The organism is Streptomyces sp. NPDC055025 (assembly GCF_053608565.1).
On record NZ_JBSGVS010000018.1, the window covers coordinates 70059 to 87301 of the forward strand.

Sequence of the window (17243 nt, forward strand, 5' to 3'; positions counted from 1 at the left end):
GCTCGTACGCGGCGGCTACGACGCCTTGAAGCCGCGCAGCCGGAGCGAGTTGCCCACGACGAAGACCGACGAGAAGGCCATGGCGCCCCCGGCGATCATCGGGTTGAGGAGTCCGGCGGCGGCGAGCGGGATGGCGGCGACGTTGTAGGCGAAGGCCCAGAAGAGATTGACGCGGATGGTGGTGAGGGTGCGGCGGGCCAGCCGGATCGCGTCCGCCGCCGTACGCAGATCGCCGCGGACGAGGGTGAGATCGCCGGCCTCGATCGCGGCGTCGGTGCCCGTGCCCATGGCGAGGCCGAGGTCGGCCTGGGCGAGGGCCGCCGCGTCGTTGACACCGTCGCCGACCATCGCGACGGAACGGCCCTGCGCCTGGAGCCTCTTGACGACGTCGACCTTGTCCTCGGGCATGACCTCGGCGATGACCTGGTCCGGGCCGATACCGACCTCGGCGGCGACGGAGGCGGCGACGGCCTTGTTGTCGCCGGTGAGCAGGATCGGGGTCAGACCGAGGGCGCGCAGTCGGCGGACGGCCTCGGGGCTGGTGTCCTTCACGGCGTCGGCGACTTCGAGGACCGCCCGGGTCTCTCCGTCCCAGGCCACCGCGATGGCCGTGCGGCCCGCCGCCTCGGCCTCGGCCTTCCTGCGCTCCAGACCGGCGGGGAGGAGGATCTTCCGGTCGGCGAGGAGCTGGGCGCGGCCGACGAGGACGGTGTGGCCGTCGACGGTGCCCTGGACGCCGAGACCGGGGATGTTGGTGGAGTCCTCGGGGGTGGGGAGGGCGCCGGGGCGTTCGACGGAACCGGCGGCGAGCCGTCCGCCGGGGGCGGTGGCCGGCCGTTCGACGGAACCCGCGGTCGGCCGTCGGCCGGTGAGCTGCTCCCGGTCAGCGAGACGCTCGGCCGCGCCGGCGAGACGCTCCCGCCCGGCGAGGCGCTCGGCCGCGCCGGCGGCGACGGCCTGGGCGATGGGGTGTTCGGAGGCGTGCTCCAGGGCGCCGGCGAGCCGCAGCACCTCGGTCTCGTCGGTGCCGGCCGCCGTGTGGATGGCGAGCAGGGTCATCTTCCCGGTGGTGACCGTGCCCGTCTTGTCCAGGACGATCGTGTCCGCGCGGCGGGTGGATTCGAGGACCTCGGGCCCCTTGATGAGGATGCCGAGCTGGGCGCCGCGTCCGGTGCCGACCAGGAGGGCGGTGGGCGTGGCCAGGCCCAGGGCGCAGGGGCAGGCGATGATCAGTACGGCGACGGCGGCGGTGAAGGCGGCCGTCAGCCCCGCGCCGTTGCCGAGCCAGAAGCCGAGCGTGGCCAGCGCGAGACCGATGACCACGGGGACGAAGACGGCGGAGACACGGTCCGCGAGACGCTGGACGGCGGCCTTGCCGTTCTGGGCGTCCTCGACCATCCGGGCCATGCGGGCGAGCTGCGTGTCCGCGCCGATACGGGTGGCCTCGACGACGAGCCGGCCGCCCGCGTTGAGCGTGGCGCCGGTCACCGCGTCCCCGGCCGACACCTCGACGGGGACGGACTCTCCCGTGAGCATCGACGCGTCGACGGCCGAGGAGCCCTCCACGACGGTGCCGTCGGTCGCGATCTTCTCGCCGGGCCGTACGAGGAAACGGTCACCGACCCGGAGCCGGGCGGTGGGCACGGTGGTCTCACGGCCCTCGCGCAGGACGGTGACCTCCTTGGCTCCCAGCTCGAGCAGCGCCCGCAGGGCCGCGCCGGCCTTCCGCTTGGAACGCGCCTCGAAGTAGCGCCCGGCGAGGATGAAGGCCGTCACCCCGGCCGCGGCTTCGAGATAGATGTTCCCGGCGCCGTCGGTGCGGGTGATGGTCAGCTCGAAGGGGTGGGTCATCCCGGGCATGCCCGCCGTACCGAAGAACAGCGCCCACACCGACCACAGGAACGCCGCCGACGTACCGACCGAGATGAGGGTGTCCATGGTGGCGGCGCCGTGGCGGGCGTTGGTGAGGGCGGCGCGGTGGAAGGGGTAGCCGGCGTAGGTGACGACGGGGGCGGCGAGGGTGAGCGAGAGCCACTGCCAGTAGTCGAACTGGAGGGCGGGGATCATGGCCATCGCGACGACGGGGACGGAGAGGACGACGGCGGTGATCAGCCGCTCGCGCAGGGAACGCAGTTCGGCGTCCTTGGCGGCGTCCTCCGAGGGTTCTGCGTCGGCGATTCCCTTATCGGTGACTTCCGTATCGGCCGGTTCCGGCACCACGGGGGCGGGCTGCCGGGCGGTGTAGCCGGTGGCCTCGACGGTGGCGATGAGGTCCTGGACGGCGATGTCCGTGCCGCGGTAGGAGATCTTGGCCTTTTCGGTGGCGTAGTTGACGGTCGCCTCGACGCCGTCCATGCGGTTGAGCTTCTTCTCGACACGGGCGGCACAGGAGGCGCAGGTCATACCGCCGATGGCGAGCTCGACTTCGGCGGGTGCGCCGGTGGTACTGGCGAGGCTCATCGCTGACGGCTCCTTGGTGTTCGACCGATAGGGCACATTGTACCCCCTAGGGGTATTACTGCTTTCAGGTATACCTCTCACCCGTGTGGAGTTCAAGGTACCCCAGGGGGGTATTTTCCGGGACCGCGGCCGGGTCGCGACCGGGGTGCGGCCGGGTCACGGCCGGGGTGCCGCCATGTTGCGGCAGTGATTCGCGGTACGGGTGCGCTGGTGCGCCGGGGTTTCGCTCCCCTTAGGCTGGACATTGGACTAGACCTATAGCCGGACACGTCCTCCCTGATGAATCCCCTGATCAATCCCCCTGATGAATGAGGTCTCATGAGCAAGCGTGCAGTCCTGGAGGTGATCGCCCTCGACGCGGAGGACGCGGTCGCCGCCCGGAGCGGAGGTGCGGACCGCCTCGAACTCGTCACCGACATGGCGGCGGACGGGCTGACCCCGCCCCGCGAGACCTTCGCGGAGATCCGAGCCGCGGTCGACATCCCGCTCCGGGTGATGCTGCGGCTGGCCGACGGCTTCACGGTGGGCGAAGCGGGCGGGCCGGGCGATGTGGACGCGCTGGTGGCGGCGGCGCGCGGATTGCGGGCGGAGGGGGCGGAGGAGTTCGTCTTCGGCTTCCTGGAGGAGGACGGGACGCCGGACCTGGTGACGGTGGAGCGGCTGCTCGCGGAGCTGGACGGCTGCCGCTGGACCTTCCACCGGGCGATCGACCGTGCGGCGGACCGGGACGCGCTGCGCAAGCAGCTGGCGGATCTGCCGGGGCTGGACACGTATCTCACCGCCGGTTCGGCCGCGGGCGTCGACAACGGCCTGCCCACGCTGCTCGCGGAGGCACGCGCGGCGGGCCGCGGTGAGGCGGGCTACGGTCCGCGCATGCTGGTCGGCGGCGGGCTCCGCCTCGACCATGTGGACGTCCTGCTCGCGGCGGGAGTCGACGGCTTCCATATCGGCGGCGCGGCGAGGCCGGGCGGCTGGACCGGGCCGGTATCGGTCGACGCGGTACGCGAGTGGCGCGAGGCACTGGACGCCTGACCCCCGCCCACCTCGGAAACACCGGCCCCGCCCACCTCGCCGTACCGAACCCACACCGGCCCCGGCCGCTGCCCCGGAAATCGCGAACACCGGCCCCGGCGGCTGCCTCCGAGAACGGCAGCCGGTCGGGGCCGGTGGGCGAAGTGGTCTCTCAGGCCGACGGGATCACCGGGAGCAGGAGATACGACGCGTGGGAGCCGCCCACGTGGAGGGTGGTCCGGCCGGCGTAGACGTCGGACGGGCGGTTGGCGGGGTCGTTGTGGAGGAAGGGGCCGCACCCCGTCAGCTCGTTCTTGAGGTTGGAGAGACGGGCGCTGGGGCCCGGGTAGACGTAGTCCCGGCCGCGCACCTGGAGGGCGAGGCGGTAGCCGGCGGGGATGACCAGGGAGGTCGGCAGGATCTCGATGTCGAGCTCGTGGACGGCCCCCGGCTCCAGCGGCTCGGCGCGGTCGTGCGGATGGAAGGGGCGGTACGGGGTCGACAGCTCCGGGTCGAGACGGCGGTGGGAGGCGCGCAGCCAGCCCTGGCCGACGGGGGTGTGCGGGTCCAGCGCGCCCTGGAAGACGACCTCCTCGCCGTTGGGCGAGTAGACCCGTACGACCAGGAACAGATCGGCGTCGGTGGTGGTGGACGAGACGAACAGCTTCGCCGCCAGCGGACCGGTGATCTCGGTCCGCTCCGGCAGCGGCGGGGTACTGAACTCCACCCCGTCGCCGGACGCCGCGAACTCCACTCGCCCGCCGGACACTTCCTCTCCCGACGCTCCCTCGCCGGACACTTCCTCGCCCGGCGCTCCCTCGCCGGGCGCCGCGGACCCGGCCGTCCCATCCGCGGTCGGCGGCTCCTCCGCGAGCGAGCGGTCCGCGGTCAGACGCAGCCGGGTCCACCGCGTCGACGGCAGCGGCCAGGCGTCCTCGCCGCGCTCGGTGAAGGTCCCGTCGACGTGCCGGATCTGGAGCTGTACGGCCGGCCGGTCCTCCCAGCCGTTGGGCTCGTCCTTCAGATACCGGTCGAAGAAGCGCATCTGGAGATCGACGCCGTAGTCGGTGTAGAAGAGCGGCCAGTGCGCGTGGCCGTGCATCTCCAGCCACTTGCGGGTGGAGGCGGCCCGTACGAACCCCTCCACGTTGCCGCGCAGATGGAGCCCCTGGCCGCCCCAGTTGCCGCAGCTCAGAACGGGGACGTCGATCGCGTCCCAGTGTGCCGAGCGGTCCCGGTGGTACGCGTCGTCGAAGGCGTGCGCCCTGATGTCCGCGCCGAGGTCGGTACGGTTCGCGGCCAGCTCCGCCGGATCGAGGAGCTCGTCACCGCAGATCGGCTGACCGGTGTTCGGATTACGGCCGCCCACCTCGCCGACCCCGTACTGGACCGTCTTGACCTGCATGTCGTACCAGTTGTCCCAGAAGGTGGAGCGGATACCGCCCTGGTACGCGCCGTCCCGGTAGAAGTCCGCGGCTCCCTCCCAGGGACAGATCGCGGCCAGGTGCGGCGGGCGCAGGGAGGCGACGTGCCACTGGTTCATCGCGTAGTACGAGATGCCGTTGAGGCCCACCCGCCCGTTGCTCCACTCCCGGGTGCCCGCCCACTCGACGCAGTCGTGGAAGTCGCGGGTCTCACGCGGGGAGAAGGGGTCCACCCGGCCGGGCGAGCGGCCGGTGCCGCGCGAGTCGACCCGTACGCAGGCGTAGCCGTGCGGCACCCACTTCTCGGGGTCGACGACCTCCCAGTTCTGGTACTTGTTCGAGGTGCCCGCCACGGTGTCGGGGTGGTCCCGGGACATCGCCTCCCACGCGCTGGGATACCCGCGCTGGAAGGGCAGGCCCTTGGCGTACGGACCGTAGGTCATGATCACCGGCACCGGCTCGTCGGTCACCGGCCGGAACACGTCCGCGCGCAGCACGATCCCGTCGTCCATCTCGATGGGTACGTCCCACTCGACGCGCATTCCGTCGATGAGCTGCGTACGGAACGGCCGCGGGCCGCCGTCGTCGGGCATTTCCTCGCTCCTTGCCTCAGTGATCGGTGCTGATCGGTACTGATCGGTGCTGAGTGGTGATCGGTGCTGAGTGGTCGGTACTTCGAAGAGCGGTACTTCGAAGATCGGTACTTCATGGCCGGTACTTCAGTGGTCCCGGGACGGCCACTGGTCGGTGACGGTCAGCGGTTGACGTGCAGGTGCCAGGGGGCCAGCCGGCGCAGCGCCGTCTCCGTACCCGCCCGCGCGACGATGCCGAGCGTGGCCAGCACGAGGACCGCCACGAACGCGGCGTCCTGTTGGAAGGAGTGCGCGTTGCTGAGGATGTACGTGCCCAGACCCGGCAGGCTCGCGAGGAACTCCACCGCCACCGCGCCGACCAGGGCCCGGCCCACCGCCACCTGGACCCCGGCGATGATGAACGGCAGCGTCGAGGGCAGCAGGACGTCGACCACCACCCGCCACCGCGACAGCCGCAGCACCTGGGAGAGTTCGCCCAGCTGGGCGGGTATCTCACGGGCGCCGTCGCCGGTGCTCACCGCGCAGGGCAGGAACGCCGACAGGGCGATCACGGCCAGCCGGGTCTGACTGGAGTAGCCGAGCCAGATCGTCGCCATCGGCACGATGGCCAGCATCGGCATCGCGTACAGACCGCTGATGTACGGGGAGGACAGATGCCGCAGCCACGGCACCCTGCCCAGACCCAGACCGAGCGCCGTACCGGCGGTGCAGCCCAGGAGCAGACCGAGCGCCACCCCGCCGAGCGTCTCGCCGAGCGCGGTGCCGAACGCCTCGGAGGTCAGCGTCGGCCAGGCCGTCCCCGCCACACCGGACGGCGTGGGCAGATAGGCGGGCAGCCACAGCCGTACCGAGGCCTCCCAGACCACGACGACCACGAGGGCCACGGTCAGTTTGCCGAGCAGCCCGGCCGTACGGGGGCTGAGCCGGGAGCCACGGGTGCCCGGCCGTCCCTTCGGCCCGCCGGCCGGGCGTCCGTCCCGCTCACGCGGGGTACGGGACCCCGGCGTACGGGACCCCGGCGTACGGGACCCCGGCGTACGGGACCCCGGTGTACGGGCTGCCGCCGATGTGTCCTGATGTGCCGTCATGCCTTCACCGTCCGCCAGCGTGCGAAGTGCCGCTCGATCGCCCGGCCGCAGCCCATCAGGGCGACGGCCAGCACCGACACCAGCACGGTCAGACCGAGCACCGTGGCCGTGTCGAACCGGGTGCCGGCGGCGAGCAGCAGTCCGCCGACTCCACTGGCGTTGAGGAAGAACTCCGCGGCCAGGGTTCCCACGAACGCCATCGCGATCCCCTGCCGTACCCCGGTCATGGCGTACGGCACGGTGTGCGGCAGCAGCACGTCCTTCCAGATACGCCACTCACTGCTGCGGTAGGTACGGGCGACCTCCAGCAGGGTCGTCGGCACCCGGTGCGCGCCCTCCGCCGTGTTCACGACGACGGGGAAGACCGCGGTCAGGAAGACCACCAGCGTTTTGGCGGGCAGGCCGAAGCCGAACGCCGACAGGATCAGCGGGGCGAGCGCCACGATCGGGACCGACTGGAGCGCGAAGAGCAGCCAGTCCGTGCTCGCCCGCAGCAGCCGGGCCCGGGAGAGCAGCAGACCGAATCCGACACCGGCGACGATCGCCAGGGCGAGCCCGATGACCAGCAGCTTTCCCGAGGAGAGCAGCGCGCTCTGGAGCGAGCCGTCCCGGACCATGTCGAGCAGCGCCGAGGCCGAGCGGCCGGGTGTGGCGAACAGGACGGGGTCCCGCTGCCCGGCGAACTGCCACAGCCCGAGCCCGGCCAGCAGCCCCGCCGCCGAGATGGCGAGCGGTCGCAGACGCGCCGTCAGGGAAGCCGGGGAGGCCGGACGCGGGGATGCCGTACGGACCCCGCGCGGCCCGGTACGCCGGGTCGGGGCGGCGGCGGGAGGAGGTGGCGGACCAGTGGGAGGTGGCGGACCGCCGGCCGGTGGCGGACCGCCCCCCGGCGGCCGGGATCCGCCGCCGGGGGTGGTCCGCGGTTCCGGGGCCCGCATCACTTGCCCGTCGCGTCGGCGAAGACCGACGGGTCCACCAGCGAGTCGTACGTGGGAGCCTTGGCCTCGGGCACATTGCCCGCCTTGACCGCCTCGTCGATGGTGTGCTGGACGGCGGCCTTGTCGAGGCCGTCGCCCTCCTTGGGCCAGACGCCGAGCGCGAGGAACTGCGGCAGCGCCGCCTCGGTCACGGTCCCCGGTTCCTTGGTGACGGATGCCGCCTCGGCCGCGACCTGCTTGGCGTTGGCCGGGTCGTACATGAAGGCGACCGTCTCGCGGAGCGCCGCGACCACCTTCACCCAGGTGTCCCGGGATGCGCCGCTGAGCTGGTCCTTGCGGGCGACGAGCACGGTGTAGTGCTGGAGCGGGTCGACGTCGGCGAGTGTCATGACCTTGTTGACCTTGGTGCCGGGCTTGATCTTCTCCTGCACGGTGGCCAGTTCGTCGGGGTGGAGGACGGCGAGCTTGACCTGACCGGCCACCAGCGCGTCGACGGTGGGCGGGCCGCCCACATTGATGGTGCTGACGTCCTTCGCGCCGAGGCCGCAGCTCGCCAGCATGGCGCCCAGCCCCAGGGCCTTGGGCGCGCCCACCGCGTCGACCGCGACGGTCTTTCCCTTGACCGAGGCGCAGTCGGTGACGCTTCCGTCGGTACTGGCCAGCAGATAGGTCGGCTTGGGGAAGCCCATCACCGAGACGATCGAGCCGCCGCTCGCGCCGAGGGCGACCGCGCCCGGGGTGCCGATGATGCCGCCCTGGATCTCGCCGCTCTGCACCGCGCGGCCGACATCGGCGCCGGTGGTCAGCGGGCGGAGGGTGACATCCACACCGCGTGCGGAGAAGAAGCCCTGCTTCTCGCCCACGTAGAGAACGGTGTTCAGATAGATCGGCGGGATGCCGGGCACCCCGATGGTGATCTTCGCGTTCCCGCCGGACCCGCCGTCGCCCGCGGAGCCGGAGGACGAGTCGTCCGAGCCGCAGCCTGCCACGGCGGCGCCGAGAGAGACGAGTGCGGCCAGTGCGGCCAGGGCGCGTCTGCGCCGGGAGATTCTCATGCGAACTGCTCTCCTTCTGCCGCCGTGCCGAGTGCGAGTACGAGTGCGCGTGCGCGACAGGTGGCGGTGCGGGTGGTGGTGACGGGGTGGCTGAGGGGCGGAGGGCGAGGGGGGTATCGGGGGGTATCGGGGGGCGATGGGGAATCGAGGGCGAGCGGGAATCGGAGGCGGTCCGCGCCGGGCACGGGCCGGGCGGTCGGTACAGGCGGTTGGTACAAGCGGTCGGTACAGGCGGTCGGTGCCGCGCGGTCAGTGCCGCGCGTCGGGGGCCATGACCAGGGACCAGACCCGCTCGCGGATGGCGAGGAACTCCGGGGCGGCCAGTACGGACCGGTCGCGGGGGTGCGGAAGCGTCACGTCGATCAGCTCGGCCACACCACTGGGCCGCCCGTTGAGCACGGCGATCCGGTCCCCGAACAGGACGGCCTCGTCGATCGAGTGCGTGACGAACAGCATCGTCACGGGATGGTCCTGCCAGATGTTCAGCAGCTCGAACTGGAGGACCTCGCGGGTCTGGGCGTCCAGCGCGCCGAAGGGTTCGTCCATGAGCAGCAGCCGGGGGCGTACGGCCAGCGCGCGGGCCAGACCGGTGCGCTGCTGCATACCGCCGGAGAGCTGGTGCGGATACGACTTCTCGAAGCCGGACAGACCGACGAGGGTGATCAGCTCCCGCGCCCGGTCCAGCGCTTCCTTCTTGGCGACGCCGCGCACGCGCAGGGCGTAGGCGACATTCGCCTCGACCGTCTTCCACGGGAAGAGGCCGAAGTGCTGGAAGACCATCGCCACCCCGTCCGGGGTGCCGGCCGTGGTCTGTCCGTCGATACGGACCTCGCCCTCGGCGGGCGGGATCAGTCCGGCCACCGCCCGCAGCAGGGTGGTCTTGCCGCAGCCGGAGGGTCCGACGATCGAGAGCACCTCCCCGGCGCCGATGGTCAGATCGATGTCCTGGGACACGGTGCGTTCACCGAAGCGCATGGTCAGCCCGTCGATCGCCACCGTGGCGCCACCGTGCGCGCCGGCCGGTGCGGCCGTTCCTGCTGGCCCCGGCGCGTCGGCTCGGGGGTCGCGCGGTGCGTCGCCCTCGCTGTGGTGCACGGAGTGGGTCGTGGTCATACCGGGGATTCTGAGCACTAGGATGCCTGACATGCAATAGCTATACTCAAGAAACCGAAAGATGCATGATCCTGACGTGAGGTGCCTATGACTGCGACGGCGATGTCTCCGGCCATGTCGGCCACGTCTCTGCTTCTGCTGCACACCTGGGGCGGCGACGCGCGCACCTGGGCACCCGCGCTCCGCTTCCTGTGTGCCGGGGGACGGGCCGCCGAGGCACCCGATCTGCCGGGGCACGGCGACCGGGCGGCCGAACCCTTCACCCTGGCCGGTGCGGTGGAGACGGCCTCGGCGCACACGGCGGATCACCTCGCAGACCGGCCTGCGGATCACCTCGCGAATCACCTCGCGAATCACCTCGCGGACCGGCCCGCGGACCGTCCCGTGGATGTCGTCGGCTCCGGTCTCGGCGCCCTTGTCGCGCTCGCCCTCGCCCGCCAACGACCCGGCTCCGTACGCTCGTTGACCCTCGTCGGATTTCCCCCGGCCGGCGGGCCCGCGGCGGCGGGCCGGCTGGCGGAGACCGAGGAACGGCTGCGCCGCGCCGGGACCGCCGCCTTCGCCCGGAGCTATGTGGACGGCACCCTGCGCGGCCCCGATCCCGCCCGGAGTGAACTGCTGCGCCGGTCGATGGCGGCGACCCGCCCGCGGACGCTGCTCGACTCCCTGCGCGCCACGCTCGGCTGGGCCGACGACGAGCCGCCCCGGCCGCCCGGTCCGCCCTGTCTGGTGCTGCGCGGCGCGTACGACGAACGCGTCGGCGCCGACGCGGCGCAGACCCTGGCCGGTCAACTCGGCGGTACGTACGGTGTCGTGCCCGGCGCGGGCCATGTCGCGTATCTGGACGAGCCCGAGGCCTTCGCCGCGGTCCTCGCGGACTTCCATCACGGCCTCGACCGCGCGGTGGCGGGTCCGGCCGCGGTGGCGGGTCAGGCCGGTCGATCCGGCACGGAACCCGTTGTGCCGGTGCGACACTCGTCAGACCCGCCGACCCGACGCTCCCCGAGCGCTGAGCGATGAAGGACACACCCATGCTGCCGCCGGCCCGCCGACGTCCCCCCACCGCGACCGACGGTGTCGCGTCGAAGGGGGCGAAACCGCTGACGAAGCGCGACCGTATCGCCACCGAGCTGCGGCGGATGATCAGCGAGGGCGAACTGCCCCGGGGGAGCCGTATCCAGCAGGACGTACTCGCCGCGATGTTCGAGACCAGCATCACCCCGGTCCGCGAGGCGCTGCGGCTGCTGGAGGCCGAGGGCGTACTGGTCGGTGAGCCGCACAAGGGGGTCAGGGTCGCGGACGCCGACTACGAGCAGGTCAAGACCGTCTATCTGCTGCGCCGCCTGGTGGAGCCGTACGCCATGCAGCGGGCGGCGCGGCGGCTCTCCCCGCGCGACATCGACCTCGCGGAGCGGCTGGTGACCGAGATGGAGGAGGCCGCCGCGGAAGGGGACCGGGCGCGGCTGAACGCCACGAACCGTCAGTTCCACTTCCTCTTCTACGCGAACTGCGGCAACGAAGGGCTGACCGACGAGATCGACCAGCTCTGGCAGAAGTTCCCGTGGGATGTGCTCCAGGTCCTGCACGACCGTGCCGAGGAGACCTCCAACGAACACCGGGCGATGCTGGCCGCGGCCCGGCTCGGCGACGGCGACGCGCTGGCCAGGGCGACGGAATGGCATCTGGCCCGCAGCTTCCTCGCGCTGGCACGGCATCTGACGGGCCAGCAGATCGCCGACCCGTTCGACGTCGACAACGACTGACCGGACCTTCACCGGGCCTTCCACCGGGCCTCTCCCCGCGCCCCTCACCGGGCCTTTCACCGAGCCGGCCGCCGCCCCCAGGGGCCGCGGCCGGTCCGGCTGCCGGGACGACCGGCAGGACGGGCGCCGTTACAGGACGGGCGCCGTGGACGCTGAGGTTCCCGACGCCGGCGTATCCGACGCCGGTGTACCTGACGTCGGTGTATCCGACGTCGGTGTATCCGACGGCGACGTGCCGGACGGTCGCGCGGGCGGCGTCAGCAGAGCGTCCATCTCGGCCTGGGACAGGCCCAGTTCACGCAGTACTTCCGCGGTGTGCTCGCCCAGGGCCGGCACCCGGCGCCCGCCCGGCGGCTCCGGTTCGCGATGCAGCGGCGAGGTGACCACCCGGACCGCCTGCCCGTCCGGCAGCGTCGCCTCCGACCAGCGTCCGGTCGCCGCCGCCTGCGGATGCTCCAGGACCTCGCCGATCTGGTTGAGCCGCGCGTACGGCACATCGGCGCGCTCCAGCCGCTCGGTGACCTCGGCGGTGGAGAGCCGGCTCAGCCGTGCCTGCACCGCGCGCTCGGTCCGTTCACGGTGCCGTACCCGGGTGGTGTTCGACGCGAAGGCCGGATCCTCCAGCAGCCCCGGCTCGTCCAGCACCAGCCGGCACAGCCGCCGCCACTGGCCCTCGTTCTGCACCGCGATCAGCACGTCCTGGCCCTCGGCCGTCGTGTACGGGCCGTACGGCGCGATGCTCGCGTGCCGCAGCCCGGCCGGCGGGGGCGCGGAACCCGCGTGCAACTCGGCGAGCAGGAGCGGGCTCATCCACTCCAGCAGCACGTCGAACAGCGCCACGTCGATCCGTCTGCCCAGACCGGTCCGCTCGCGTGCGTACAGGGCGGCGGTGACGGCGGTGAGCGCGTACGTCCCCCCGGCCAGATCGGCCAGGGACACCCCGGGCTTGGCGGGCGTCTCCGGCGTACCGGTGGCCGTGATCGTCCCGGCCTCGCCCTGCACCAGCGCGTCGTACGCCTTGCGGGTGGCGTACGGTCCCGACGGCCCGTACCCGGAGAGGTAACAGCGCACCAGACGCGGGTTCAGCCGGGCCAGTTCCTCGTCGGGGACGATCCGCTCCAGGGCGCCCGGCGCGAGATTGCAGACCAGGACGTCGGCGTCGCGCAGCAGCCGGCGCAGCGCCTCCCGCCCCGGTTCGGCCTTCAGGTCCAGTACGACGCTGCGCTTGCCCCGGTTGAGCCAGACGAAGTGGCTGGCGAGGCCGTGGACGGCCTCGTCGTAGCCACGGGCGAAGTCCCCGCCGCCCGGACGCTCGATTTTGATCACCTCGGCGCCCAGGTCGGCGAGATGCCGGGTGCAGAGGGGGGCGGCGACGGCCTGCTCGACCGCGATGACCCGGACGCCCCGCAGATCCGCGGTCCCGTCCCCGACCATGACGCCGTCCGTGTCCCCGCTCGTGTCCCCGCTCGTGTCCGTCGTCATGAGCGGCCGAAGTGCAGCACGGTGCCGACGGCGGGCTGTACGTAGTTCGAGGGGAGATCGCGGGCCACCCGCGCGTGCGTGTGCAGCCCGCTGCAGTGCATCGGCATGACCGTCGCGACCTCCAGCTCGGCGAGCGCGTTCGTGGTCAGCCCGACATTCTCCGCCGGGGTGGTGGGGAAGCCGAGATGGAAGCCGCCCATCACCGCGCGGATGGGTCTGGGCCCGCAGACCGCGCGGGCCTGGGCGATCGTATTGATGACACCCGCGTGCGCGCAGCCGGTCAGTACGATCAGACCCACGTCCTTCACATCCACCACGAGACCCATCTCGTCCAGCACCTCGTCCCGGCGCAGCCTGCCCTCCGCCGAGACCTGGTAGAGACCGGGATCGCCGGGGCTGAACGCGGGAGCGGCACCGGCCTCGAAGGCGACCTCCCTCGGGATCTCCCCGGTGGTGTGCACACCCCAGCCGAGATCGAGCGAGTCCCTGGTCAGCACGGGGATACCGCCGGACTTCTCGACCTCGCCGAAACCGAAGGCCGCGTTGTAGACCGGCGAGGTCCTGCCGTCGCCCATCACCGCGTACCGGGGCAGTTCCGCGTCGGCGTGCGTGGCGACCGGGATACGCCGTCCCGCCAGACTGAGGAAGCGGTGGATACCGCCGAAGTGGTCCGGGTGGCCGTGACTGATCACCACATGGTCGATGGTGGCGGGGTCCACGCCCAGCACCCGCATGTTGTGTTCGAGGACCGTGCCGGTGAGCCCGGCGTCGAACAGCACCCGCACGGTGTGCCGGCCCCGGACCGCCTCGACCAGGAAGCTGATGCCGTTCTCCGCCTGGGGCGGGACGCGCTTGGGGTCGAAGTGCTCGATGAGCCCGTACCGGGTGACGCAGTGGTCGTCCACGTGTCCGTCGTCCCGGCCGTCACCGCCGGTGGGGCTGGCCTGGTCGGGCAGCAGCATGTCCACCTGGTTCTCGACCAGCACGGTAATCGTGACGCTGTCGGCTTGGAACACGCCGCGATCCCCTCCTCGTCGGCGGGGCACCGGCCCCGCCCCTCGTCACGGATCCGGACGGCCCGCACGGTCTCCTCGCACGGGCCGACCCGAAGTATTGTGACTGGTAAGCTACATCACCGCTTAGGAAAATGCATCATCCTGTTCTTTGTGTGTGAGGAGTAGCCCGGTGCCCCCGCGTCCGCCTCTTTCCCCTCCCCGTCCCGAGCCCCGTCCGCAGCCCCGCTCCCATCTCTATGTGCCCGCCGACCAGCCGCGTTTTCTGCGCAGCGCCGCTCGTACGGAGGCGGACGCCGTCATCCTCGATCTGGAGGACGCCGTCGCGCCCGCGCGCAAGGACGACGCCCGGGAGGCGGCCGTCGGGTTCGCCCTCGGCCGTCCCGCAGCTGGCGGACCGGAGCTGTGGGTACGGGTCAACGGGGGCGCCCGGGGACTCGACGACGCCCGCGCCCTGCTCGCCACGGGCCGGATCGACGGCCTCTGGATGCCCAAGGCGACCGCCGGGGCCGAGCTGGACACCCTGGCCGCCGCCGTGGGCGCGGCCGTCACCGCGACCGGCGGCTCCGTCGCCCTGGGGCTGCTCGTCGAGAGCGCGGAGGGTGTGCTGAGTCTCGGCGTGGCCGCCCGGCACCCGGCCGTGCGCCGGATCCAGCTCGGCGAGGTGGATCTGCGGGCGGATCTGCGGATGGAACCCGACTCGGCCCGTGGGGACGGCCTGCTCGACTGGGCCCGTGGACCGGTCGTCGCGCACACCGTCGCGCACGGGCTGGAGTGCGCCGTCGCGCCCGTCTCCGTCCATACGTCCGACCGGGCGGCGTTCCGCGCCTCCAGCCTGCGACTGCGCGCCCTCGGTTTCCAGGGCCGCGCCTGTATCCACCCCGACCAGGTCGCCGTCGCCAACGAGGTGTTCGGCACCGATCCCGCCGCGCTGGCCGACGCGCACGCCCTGCTCGATCTCTTCGAGCGGCACGAGCGCGAGGGCAGCGGAGCGTTCCGCGACGGGCGGGGCGCGATGGCCGACGCGGCGACGGTACGCAGGGCCCGGGACCTCACCGGACGGACCGCCGCCCCCGCCCCCGCCCCTGCCCCCGCCCCCGAGGACCGACCGGACGCCGACTAGCGGGCGAGGAGCGCGGTGGGGAGCGGCGCCGCGTGCAGCACCGTCAGTCCCGAGACCGCGCGGGTCAGGGCCACGTACAGGCGGCGCAGTCCGGTGCGCTCGTCCGGTTCGGCGGCGACGACCGAGGCCGGGTCGTCCAGGACCACGTAGTCGTACTCCAGGCCCTTCGCCAGCGACGCGGGCACCAGCGTCAGCCGGGAGTCCGCGGTCGTCTCCTCGCCCGGGGAGAGCCAGGGCATGCCCGCCGCGGCGAGCGCCTCGCGCAGCGCGGGGATCCGGCTGTCCGCCGCGATCAGACCGATGGAGCCCTCGTGCGCCAGCGAGCGCTCGCAGGCGGCCACGACCGCCGCGTCCAGTCCGGCGGCGTCCGCCACCTCCCGTACCTCCAGCGAGCCCGGGGACTCACGTACCGACTCCACCGCCGTCAGACCCGGCGAGATCTCCGGCAGCAGCCGCGACGCGTACGCGATCACCTCGCGCGGCACTCGGAAGCCCGCCGTCAGCTCCTCGACCAGCGCGTCCGCCTTGCCGAGATGGCGCAGTGCCTCCGCCCAGCTCGCGGTGGCCCACGGGGTGGTGCCCTGGGCCAGATCGCCCAGGACCGTGGCCGAACCGGTCGAACAGCGGCGGCCGACCGCGCGGTACTGCATGGGCGAGAGGTCCTGGGCCTCGTCCAGTACGACATGTCCCAGCGAGTGGGTACGGGCGATCAGATCGGCCGTCTCGTCGATCAGCACCGCGTCCGCCGGTGACCACTTCACCGACCTCACACTGCGCGCGGGCTTCTCCCACAGGACCGTCCGCTGCTCGTCCGGCGTCAGCAGGCCCTCCGCGTGCGCGGCCAGGAACTCCGCGTCGGAGAGCAGCCGCAGTACCAGCTTCGCCGGGTCGACCGGGGGCCAGACGGCCTTCACCGCCGCCTTGACCGCCGCGTTCCGCGCCACCGCGTCCTGCACCCGGTCGTCGGGGGCCTCGCCCGCCCGTTCCATCTGTACGAGCACGGCGTGGGCGATCCGCTGCGGAAGGGCCTCGCGCGCGGCGCCGTAGCGCATGTCCCGGGCCAGCAGCTGTTCGACGATCTCGGCGAGTTCGTACGCGGGCACCCGCCACCGCCGGGAGCCGCGCACCACCACGACGCCCTCCGTCGGCGCGGTGACATGGGAGCGCACGGCCCGGCGCAGGATCTCCGCCATCCGGGCGTCGCCCTTGAGCACGGCGGCGGGCGCGGGATCCGTGCCGCGTACGTCGACGGAGGCGACCAGCGCGTCCACCGTCGACTGCCGCACCTCCAGCTCGCCCAGCGCGGGGAGCACCTGCTCGATGTAGTGGAGGAAGGACGCGTTCGGTCCGATGACCAGCGTGCCGGTACGGGCCAGCCGCTCGCGGTGCGCGTACAGCAGATACGCGACCCGGTGCAGACCGACGGCGGTCTTGCCGGTGCCGGGGCCGCCCTGGACACAGACGGTGCCGCCGAGGTCGCTCCGGACGATCTCGTCCTGCTCCGGCTGGATCGTCGCGACGATGTCCCGCATCGGGCCCACGCGCGGCCGTTCGATCTCGGCCTGGAGAAGCTTGCTGGAGCGCGCCTCCTCGGCGGGATCGGAGAGACGCTCGTCCTCGTACGCGGTGAGGTCCCCGCCCGTGTAACCGAAGCGGCGGCGCAGCCCGACATCGTGCGGGTCCTTCTTGGAGGCCCGGTAGAACGGCTGGGAGACGGGGGCGCGCCAGTCGATGACCATGGGGTCGCCCTCGGCGTCATGGACATGGCGCCGGCCGATATAGAAGCTGTCGCCCTCGGCGCCCTCGGCCTCCGCCGCTCCCACGGGGTGCAGATAGTCGAGCCGGCCGAAGAAGAGCGGGGTGTGGGAGAGATCGGCGAGCGCTTTGACGCGCTCCTCGATCTGGGCCTCCAGGACGGCGGCGTTGACCCAGTTCGCGGTGACATCGCGGATGTCGAGCGCCTGGACGTCCTCGCGCATCGCGCGGAGCGCGGAACGGGAGTCGCTGAGATGCGCGCGCTCCCTCGCCAGCGGGTCGGCGGGATCGGCGGGGTCGGCCGTGGGGCCGACGGGATGGACGGGACCCGCGGGGGGCGCGTCGGGCAGGGTCGGGTCGGAATCGTACGCGGGCACGGTGTTGCCTCCGGGCTGTACGCGCACCGACGGGCCGCGAGCCCGTCG

Annotated in this window: 13 protein-coding genes; 4 read left to right on the top strand and 9 right to left on the bottom strand. The window is 72.5% G+C overall.

Translation table 11 applies throughout. The features are described from left to right. Positions 1–15 precede the first annotated feature (15 nt). Positions 16–2460: a heavy metal translocating P-type ATPase gene (locus ACWGDX_RS14100; RefSeq protein WP_453625364.1), complete on the bottom strand. Its 2445-nt coding sequence runs from the start codon at positions 2458–2460 to the stop codon at positions 16–18. A gap of 318 nt (positions 2461–2778) precedes the next feature. Between ACWGDX_RS14100 and ACWGDX_RS14105 the strand changes: the two genes are divergently transcribed. Further along, a complete protein-coding gene (locus ACWGDX_RS14105; RefSeq protein WP_453625366.1) occupies positions 2779–3492 on the top strand; it encodes a copper homeostasis protein CutC in 714 nt (237 codons plus the stop codon). Positions 3493–3643: 151 nt separating this feature from the next. On the opposite strand, the gene ACWGDX_RS14110 is transcribed toward ACWGDX_RS14105, so the two are convergent. The 5 genes from ACWGDX_RS14110 to ACWGDX_RS14130 form a co-directional block, all read right to left on the bottom strand. Then, positions 3644–5488 carry a CocE/NonD family hydrolase gene (locus ACWGDX_RS14110; RefSeq protein ID WP_453625368.1) on the bottom strand — a complete coding sequence of 615 codons (1845 nt, stop codon included), beginning with the start codon at positions 5486–5488 and terminating at the stop codon, positions 3644–3646. A 161-nt stretch (positions 5489–5649) separates the two neighbouring features. Then, entirely contained in the window at positions 5650–6576 is a 927-nt protein-coding gene (locus tag ACWGDX_RS14115; RefSeq protein ID WP_453625369.1) for an ABC transporter permease, read from the bottom strand. Continuing rightward, entirely contained in the window at positions 6573–7514 is a 942-nt protein-coding gene (locus ACWGDX_RS14120) for an ABC transporter permease (RefSeq protein WP_453625371.1), read from the bottom strand. Before ACWGDX_RS14120 ends, ACWGDX_RS14115 begins: the two co-directional genes overlap by 4 nt. Beyond that, a complete protein-coding gene (locus ACWGDX_RS14125) occupies positions 7514–8569 on the bottom strand; it encodes an ABC transporter substrate-binding protein (RefSeq protein WP_382854755.1) in 1056 nt (351 codons plus the stop codon). The genes ACWGDX_RS14120 and ACWGDX_RS14125 overlap by 1 nt, the downstream gene beginning before the upstream one ends. A 249-nt stretch (positions 8570–8818) precedes the next feature. After that, positions 8819–9682, bottom strand: a complete 864-nt coding sequence (locus tag ACWGDX_RS14130; RefSeq protein WP_453625373.1) for an ABC transporter ATP-binding protein — start codon at positions 9680–9682, stop codon at positions 8819–8821. Positions 9683–9796: 114 nt separating this feature from the next. Here ACWGDX_RS14130 and ACWGDX_RS14135 point away from each other — a divergent pair, with 114 nt between their 5' ends. Together ACWGDX_RS14135 and ACWGDX_RS14140 are read left to right on the top strand one after the other, a co-directional pair. Beyond that, entirely contained in the window at positions 9797–10702 is a 906-nt protein-coding gene (locus ACWGDX_RS14135; protein WP_453625375.1) for an alpha/beta fold hydrolase, read from the top strand. Then, positions 10699–11445 carry a GntR family transcriptional regulator gene (locus ACWGDX_RS14140; protein ID WP_363082748.1) on the top strand — a complete coding sequence of 249 codons (747 nt, stop codon included), beginning with the start codon at positions 10699–10701 and terminating at the stop codon, positions 11443–11445. The genes ACWGDX_RS14135 and ACWGDX_RS14140 overlap by 4 nt, the downstream gene beginning before the upstream one ends. 129 nt (positions 11446–11574) lie before the next feature. On the opposite strand, the gene ACWGDX_RS14145 is transcribed toward ACWGDX_RS14140, so the two are convergent. Both ACWGDX_RS14145 and ACWGDX_RS14150 read right to left on the bottom strand, forming a co-directional pair. Then, on the bottom strand, positions 11575–12927 hold the full coding sequence (locus ACWGDX_RS14145; protein WP_453625377.1) for a CaiB/BaiF CoA transferase family protein: 1353 nt from the start codon (positions 12925–12927) through the stop codon (positions 11575–11577). Continuing rightward, complete coding sequence (locus ACWGDX_RS14150; protein WP_453625379.1) at positions 12924–13943, bottom strand: MBL fold metallo-hydrolase; 1020 nt, start codon at positions 13941–13943, stop codon at positions 12924–12926. The genes ACWGDX_RS14145 and ACWGDX_RS14150 overlap by 4 nt, the downstream gene beginning before the upstream one ends. 169 nt (positions 13944–14112) lie before the next feature. Here ACWGDX_RS14150 and ACWGDX_RS14155 point away from each other — a divergent pair, with 169 nt between their 5' ends. Beyond that, positions 14113–15063, top strand: coding sequence for an HpcH/HpaI aldolase/citrate lyase family protein (locus ACWGDX_RS14155; RefSeq protein ID WP_453625381.1), 951 nt, complete (start codon positions 14113–14115; stop codon positions 15061–15063). On the opposite strand, the gene ACWGDX_RS14160 is transcribed toward ACWGDX_RS14155, so the two are convergent. After that, positions 15060–17195: a HelD family protein gene (locus ACWGDX_RS14160; protein ID WP_453625382.1), complete on the bottom strand. Its 2136-nt coding sequence runs from the start codon at positions 17193–17195 to the stop codon at positions 15060–15062. The genes ACWGDX_RS14155 and ACWGDX_RS14160 overlap by 4 nt on opposite strands. Positions 17196–17243: the final 48 nt, after the last annotated feature.

Excerpts from the sequence above, each read along its gene's own strand:
- ACWGDX_RS14115 (WP_453625369.1), bottom strand. The coding sequence starts at position 6,576 with ATGACGGCACATCAGGACACATCGGCGGCAGCCCGTACACCGGGGTCC.
- ACWGDX_RS14120 (WP_453625371.1), bottom strand. The coding sequence starts at position 7,514 with ATGCGGGCCCCGGAACCGCGGACCACCCCCGGCGGCGGATCCCGGCCG.
- ACWGDX_RS14130 (WP_453625373.1), bottom strand. The coding sequence starts at position 9,682 with ATGACCACGACCCACTCCGTGCACCACAGCGAGGGCGACGCACCGCGC.
- ACWGDX_RS14100 (WP_453625364.1), bottom strand. The coding sequence starts at position 2,460 with ATGAGCCTCGCCAGTACCACCGGCGCACCCGCCGAAGTCGAGCTCGCC.
- ACWGDX_RS14140 (WP_363082748.1), top strand. The coding sequence starts at position 10,699 with ATGAAGGACACACCCATGCTGCCGCCGGCCCGCCGACGTCCCCCCACC.
- ACWGDX_RS14125 (WP_382854755.1), bottom strand. The coding sequence starts at position 8,569 with ATGAGAATCTCCCGGCGCAGACGCGCCCTGGCCGCACTGGCCGCACTC.
- ACWGDX_RS14145 (WP_453625377.1), bottom strand. The coding sequence starts at position 12,927 with ATGACGACGGACACGAGCGGGGACACGAGCGGGGACACGGACGGCGTC.
- ACWGDX_RS14105 (WP_453625366.1), top strand. The coding sequence starts at position 2,779 with ATGAGCAAGCGTGCAGTCCTGGAGGTGATCGCCCTCGACGCGGAGGAC.
- ACWGDX_RS14110 (WP_453625368.1), bottom strand. The coding sequence starts at position 5,488 with ATGCCCGACGACGGCGGCCCGCGGCCGTTCCGTACGCAGCTCATCGAC.
- ACWGDX_RS14135 (WP_453625375.1), top strand. The coding sequence starts at position 9,797 with ATGTCGGCCACGTCTCTGCTTCTGCTGCACACCTGGGGCGGCGACGCG.